Source organism: Protofrankia sp. CiT1 (assembly GCF_917627335.1).
In the GTDB taxonomy this organism is placed as follows: Bacteria; Actinomycetota; Actinomycetes; order Frankiales; family Frankiaceae; genus Protofrankia.
Genome location: NZ_CAKJTP010000106.1, coordinates 1 through 6,085, shown reverse-complemented (window position 1 = coordinate 6,085; position 6,085 = coordinate 1). Strand labels below are relative to the sequence as shown.

Below are 6,085 nucleotides of genomic sequence, written 5' to 3'. Positions count from 1 at the left end.
GGTCGGTCGCCGGCATGTGCTGATACCGCACATTCTCGGGGCGGCCTGAACCGGCCGCCGGGTACGGAGGGAGACTGGACTCGCGGCGGCCGCACCGGGCTGGCGGCCGCGATCGGGAGGAGCGGGTCCGCATGCGGGTCGTCGTGGTCGGAGCGGGCATCGCGGGGCTGGCCGCGGCGCATGCGCTGCGGGGCCGGGCCGAGATCACCGTGGTCGAGTCCGGTGACCGTGTCGGAGGCAAACTGCGGACGACCCCGTTCGAGGGGCTCCCCATCGAAGAGGGCGCGGAGTCGTTCCTCGCCCGTGTCCCGGACGCCGTGCGCCTCGCCCGCCATGTGGGGCTGGGGCACGACATCGTCCATCCGGCGACCACGGCAGCGTCGTTGCTGATCTCCGGCCGGCTGCGGCCGTTGCCGCCGCGGACCCTGCTCGGCGTGCCGACCGACGCGATCGGCCTGATCCGCTCGCGGGTACTCTCACCGGCCGGTCTGATCCGTGCGGCCGCCGACCTGGTGCTGCCGCGGACAGCCCTGCCGGAGGACCCCACCGTCGGCGGCTATGTGGGTGCGCGGGTCGGCCGCGAGATCGTCGAGCGGCTCGTCGACCCGCTGCTCGGCGGGGTGTACGCGGGGCGGGCCGATGCCATGTCCCTGCGTGCCACGGTCCCGCAGCTGACCCCGATCATGTCCGAGGAGCGTTCGCTGCTGCTCGGAGCGCGCCGGGTGCGGGCGCGCACCGCGCCCGCGGACCCCACGGGCGCGCCGGTGTTCGCCTCGGTCCGCGGCGGCCTCGGACGGTTCGCCGCGGCCGTCGCCGATGCCAGCGCGGCAAAGATCCTGCTGGGCACGACGGTTCGCGCGGTGAGCCGGACAACCGCCGGTTGGCGGATCACCGTCGTTGGTACCGGCGCGCCGGGCGAGTGGGACATCGACGCCGACGCGGTGATCATCGCTGTACCCGTGCCGGTGGCCCGCGCGCTGCTGGCCCGGGTGGCGCCGCACGCCGCCGCACCGTTGGCCGCTGTCCCTTACGCGTCGGTAGCACTGATCACTTTTCTCTACCGTGAAGCGCGGCTACCGCCCGGCAGCGGTTATCTGGTGCCGCCGCGTGCGGGCGGGGTCGTCAAGGCGGCCACGTTCATGTCCGCGAAGTGGCCGCAGCTGTCGGCCGGTACGGATGCCACGATCGTGCGGGCCAGCGTCGGGCGTGCCGGTGATGTACGTGACCTGGAGCGTGCTGATGTCGAGCTTGCCGGTGTGGTCGCGGCCGAGCTCGCCAGCACGACCGGGTTGACGGGTCGCCCGGCGGCCAGCCGGGTGACCCGTTGGCCTGACGCGCTCCCGCAGTATCTGCCTGGTCACCTGGACCGGACCGCGGCTGCGCGCCGGGCGCTGCCCGCCGGCATCGCGCTAGCCGGCGCCGGCTACGACGGGGTCGGCATCCCGGCGTGTATCCGGTCTGGTGAGGCCGCGGCGGAAGCGGTGCTGCGCGCTGACGACGCTGTGCGGGCGGACCACGCCGGGCGGTGAGAACCAGCGGACGGCACTGACGCGGTGCTGGCACCACCGGGTCAGGCGGCTCCGGCTGGGCGACAATTGGGCCATGTCCGAGACTTCGAGCGGCCGCCAGCCGAATAATCATGATTCTTTCCGTACGGCCGGAGGCTCCGCGCAGACCAGCACCGAGACTGCCGCGCGTACGGACGCGCCATCCGCACGCGATCTTAACGCCGAGCTTCTTTACACTTCCTGGTCGGTCTTTGCGGCGCGGGACCCGCTGCCCGCGGACCGCGGCGCCGTGATTGCGGAGGTGGAAGGCCTGCTCGCCGGGGCCTTGGCCAAGGACGTCTACACCCGCGGTGTCTATGACCTCAGCGGCTACCGCGCGGATGCCGACCTCCTGCTGTGGTGGACGAGCCCGGATCCGGATCTGTTGCAGGAGACCTACCAACGGTTCCGCCAGAGCGCGCTGGGACGGAGCATGACCGCGGTGTGGTCCGGGGTCGGCCTGCACCGGCCGGCCGAGTTCAACCGCAACCATGTTCCCGCCTACGTCCGGCGCGAGGATCCCCGGCCCTACGTATGTGTTTATCCGTTTAACAGGTCACTGGAGTGGTATCTGCTGCCGGACTACGAACGTCGGGGTATGCTCGCCGAACACGGGATCATGGGCCGGGAGTTCGCTGATGTCCGGGCGAACACGGTGGCTGCCTTCGGCCTCGGTGACTACGAGTGGTTGTTGGCCTTCGAGGCGGACGAGCTGCACCGGATCGTCGACTGCCTTCGGCACCTGCGCGGCAGCCGGGCACGGGCACACACCCGGTTGGAGACGCCGTTCTTCACCGGTGTCCGCAAGCCGGTCGCGGATCTCGTCGCGGCGCTGCCGTAGAGTCTGTGCCGCGGTGGAGACCCCCGCCGGCGGAATGATGATCTTTGCTACTTCTCGTACCCGTTCTTCCGCTGGGCGGGTCACGTTCTGATCCGCCGGCGGGGAGATCTTTCGGGTAAACTGCATATTATGCTGCAATTACGGCGCGTAACTTGGCCACTGATCGCGGTTGGCTGTGATTCTCTGCTACCATTGGTCACCGTAAGTTCGTGGATGTTCAGCGCTCGTCACCTCGTCGACCGCCCCCGGTAACCTCAAGGGGGTCGCTGGATTGCTTCTCGAGTGGTATTGGTACGGTTTTCCGCGTGGTAATCCAGTACGGTTGGCCCGACATGTCTTTCGCGGTTCCCGTAGGATCTGACAACGGCGGCCGGAACGCGGCGGCTCGGTTTACCGATCTGTTGGAACGGGTGGGTTTCTGGACTCACCGCGATCGGTTCTGCCGCGGCCTGTCGGACCTGCCGCGCGATCGCGTCCATGCCGTACCGGGGAACGGAGCACGCGCTGCCGGAGATCGAGTTCAGATATCCGACCCGCCCGTCACGGTGTTCGACGGAGCCTGGGCGGCCGTGGCGGGGGCCGCTCCCGGGGCGATCGGTGCTGGTTCGCGGTGGCCACGACGATGCGAGCGGGTACATCCACCCGGTCGTGACGGAGTGCCGCTGACGGGCTCCCTGATTGAGCGGATCGGGGTCCTATGATTGCAAACAGTCAGAATGTGTCCGAGTCCTGGGGGGCTGGCAGTGACGGAGACAATGCCCGATGACGCTCGGGCATCAACAGGGGCCGGCTTGGCGCCTCTTGTCCGCGGTTTCGACGTCTGGGATCAGGCTGATCCCGACTTCGGCGACATGCCGGAGGGCGCCAGACAGCCTCGTCGGCGTCGGCCCGCGGTCCCGGACTCCGCGGCTACGGGTGCCATGGAACGGGTGGGCTACCGTGCTCAGGTTGCCTGGGAGCGCAGGTATGTCCGCCTTCTCGTCGTGTTCGACTTTTTAGGCTGCGTACTCGCCGCGGTTATGGCTTTTTTTGTGCGTTTCGGTGACAATCCGGTCCAGTCCTCGTGGCCGTACATCCTGATGAGCGGCGTTCTGCCGCTGGCCTGGACGTTGTCCATGGCATTCGGGCGTGCCTATGAGGGACGTTTCCTCGGTGGTGGATCGGAGGAGTTCAAGCGGGTTGTGAACGCGGCGGCCCGGGTCACCGCGTGCGTCGCGGTAATTTCCTACGCGACAAAGCTGGAGATTGCTCGAAGCTATATTCTTATTGCGTTTCCCACCGCCACCATCCTGTCGCTTGTCGGTCGGACCGGTGGGCGCGCCATCCTTCACCACATGCGACGTAATCGTCGCTGCCTGCACAGGGTGCTGGTTGTCGGTGCTGGTGAGTCCGCGGCGACGCTCGTCCGCCTGGCCCACCATGACCCGACGTCCGGATGGTCGGTGGTCGGGGTCTGCCTTGACCGGTCACCGGGCCGCCACAGTCATGATCTGCCGGAACGAAGCGGCTTCGACCTGCTCGGGGTTCCCATTGTCGGAACGCTGCACAGCCTTCACACCGCGATCCAGGCGACCAGGGCGACGACCGTCGCCATCTGTCCGCAGATGGACAGCGACATGCTTCGACAGGTCATGTGGGCGCTCGAGGGCAGCGACGTCGATGTGCTGGTGAGTTCCGCGCTTACTGACGTCACCGGCCCCCGTATCTCGATCCGCCCGGTGGCCGGACTACCGCTCCTCCATATTGAGGAACCAGAACTCACCGGTGCCCGGCGGGTCTTGAAGGCGCTGGTCGACCGCCTGCTGGCGCTGGGGGCAGTCATGATTTTCGCGCCGTTACTGTTAGGGATAGCGATCGCCGTCCGGCTGAACAGCCGAGGTCCGGCGATCTTCAAGCAGACCAGGGTCGGTCGCGGTGGCGACACGTTCCGGATGTACAAGTTCCGCTCGATGTACGTCGATGCCGAAGCGCGCCTGGAAGAGCTTCGCGAGGAGAATGAGCGTTCCGAGGGACTGCTGTTCAAGATACGTAACGATCCGCGGGTGACTCCGGTCGGGCGCTTCCTGCGCAAGTGGTCGCTGGACGAGCTGCCCCAGCTGTTCAACGTCTTGAACGGAAGTATGTCGCTGGTCGGCCCGCGGCCGCCGCTGCCGTCGGAGGTGGCGAAGTACGAGGGCGACGTGCATCGCCGGTTGATGGTCAAACCGGGCCTCACCGGGCTGTGGCAGATCAGCGGTCGTTCTGATCTTGAGTGGGACGAGTCGATCCGCCTCGACCTGCGTTATGTCGAGAACTGGTCGCTGGCCATGGACTTTGTGATTCTCTGGCGGACGCTGTTCGCCGTCGTACGCCGTGAGGGCGCTTACTGACCAGGAGTACCCGGGAGAGGGATGGACCCGATCCTCGCCGCGAACCTACGTTCCTACGCGGACGGAACGCAGGTCGCCGAGTATCTCGCTACCGCTTACCATGCACGCCGGGTGGCGGATGCCGTGGACCTGTTGACGCGGGAGACGCGGCGCCGGGCCGCCCGGCCCCTGATCGTCGATCTGGGTGCCGGGGGGCGCGCCGTGAGCGAAGAACTGCGTCGGCGTGGCGCCCACACCGTCATGGTGGATATGGACGCCCACCTGCCCGGCCAGGCGGCGTTCTGGCAGATCCCGATGGTGCGAGCCGACCTCTCGCGCCCGCTGCCGTTGCGGTCCGCCAGCGTGGACGGTGTCTTCGCCGGTGAGATCATCGAACATCTCTTCGACCCGGTCGCGTTTCTCCGGGAATGCTGGCGGGTGCTGGTCCCCGGCGGTGCGCTGGTGGTCACCACGCCGAATCTCGCCACCCTGCAGGACCGCGTTCGTTTCCTGTTCGGGCGGAACCCTCGGCAGATCGACCCCCACCACCCGTATCTGAAGCTGCACATACGCCCGTTCACCTACTCGTCACTGGCGCGGACTTTTCACGTCTGTGGGTTTCGGCTGACCGGGTTCCGCTCCAACTACGTGGTGGTGGGCGGAGACGAGCGGAGCATGTCGGTACGGTTCCTCGCGCGGCTGTTTCCGTCGATCGGCGGTTCCCTGGTGCTCGCGGGCGTCAAGGCTGCGGACGGGGCGGGGGTGCGTCGACCCGGTAGGTGTGCGCTGTCGCCGGGCTCCGGGACCGGTTAGCGGTTAGCGGTTAGGTGGCCAGCGGGCGAGCGATCATGTTTTTTCCCGCGCGAACGGCGGTCTCAAAGATTCCTGGACGGTCATCACCCGTGGCTGCCGCCGCCAGCGAAGCCGGTGCGTGCAGCGGGAACGTCGCGTGGCCGACCGTACAGGTGCCGTACGGGCTCATGCCGTACACCGCCAGCTCGGTAAGGACACCGGAGTACACCTGTGCCGGCGGCAGTTCCATCAGGTCGACCCGGGAGTTCGGGTCATCGGGCCAGGCGAGCGTCACATGGGGATTGAACCGGTCGCAGCCGGCATCGGCTACCTCGTCGTAGCCGTAACGGGCGAGCTGGGCCACGGCGGCCGGGTGGGATGGGAGCCGGCCGTCCACCACCGCGCGTAGATTGTCGCCGGCTGGGCCGACCTCTCGCAACCGCCCTCGGCGCAGCGGTTCCACCGCCTTGACCACGCTGCGTTGCAGGAAGGTCCATGCGGGGGAGCGGGCGAAATACATCTCCGGCGCCCCGTGCGGGTTGTGCCGGTACTCGTCT

At 67.9% G+C, this 6,085-nt stretch carries 5 protein-coding genes; 4 read left to right on the top strand and 1 reads right to left on the bottom strand.

Going from position 1 to position 6,085, the window contains the following annotated elements; translation table 11 throughout:
- Window positions 1-131: 131 nt before the first annotated feature.
- The 4 genes from hemG to MJ785_RS15625 all read left to right on the top strand — a co-directional run bounded on the left by hemG (window position 132) and on the right by MJ785_RS15625 (window position 5,549).
- Window positions 132-1,529, top strand: a complete 1,398-nt coding sequence (gene hemG, locus MJ785_RS15640; RefSeq protein WP_239311773.1) for a protoporphyrinogen oxidase — start codon at window positions 132-134, stop codon at window positions 1,527-1,529.
- A gap of 73 nt (window positions 1,530-1,602) precedes the next feature.
- Window positions 1,603-2,388 carry a hydrogen peroxide-dependent heme synthase gene (hemQ, locus tag MJ785_RS15635; protein WP_239311775.1) on the top strand — a complete coding sequence of 262 codons (786 nt, stop codon included), beginning with the start codon at window positions 1,603-1,605 and terminating at the stop codon, window positions 2,386-2,388.
- A gap of 920 nt (window positions 2,389-3,308) precedes the next feature.
- Window positions 3,309-4,757: a sugar transferase gene (locus MJ785_RS15630; protein WP_308127773.1), complete on the top strand. Its 1,449-nt coding sequence runs from the start codon at window positions 3,309-3,311 to the stop codon at window positions 4,755-4,757.
- 21 nt (window positions 4,758-4,778) lie between these two features.
- Window positions 4,779-5,549 (top strand): bifunctional 2-polyprenyl-6-hydroxyphenol methylase/3-demethylubiquinol 3-O-methyltransferase UbiG, encoded by a 771-nt coding sequence (locus tag MJ785_RS15625; protein ID WP_239381499.1) that lies wholly within the window; start codon window positions 4,779-4,781, stop codon window positions 5,547-5,549.
- Between the two features lie 10 nt (window positions 5,550-5,559).
- On the opposite strand, the gene MJ785_RS15620 is transcribed toward MJ785_RS15625, so the two are convergent.
- On the bottom strand, window positions 5,560-6,085 hold a 526-nt coding region (locus tag MJ785_RS15620), incomplete at its 5' end, for a hypothetical protein (RefSeq protein ID WP_239381497.1).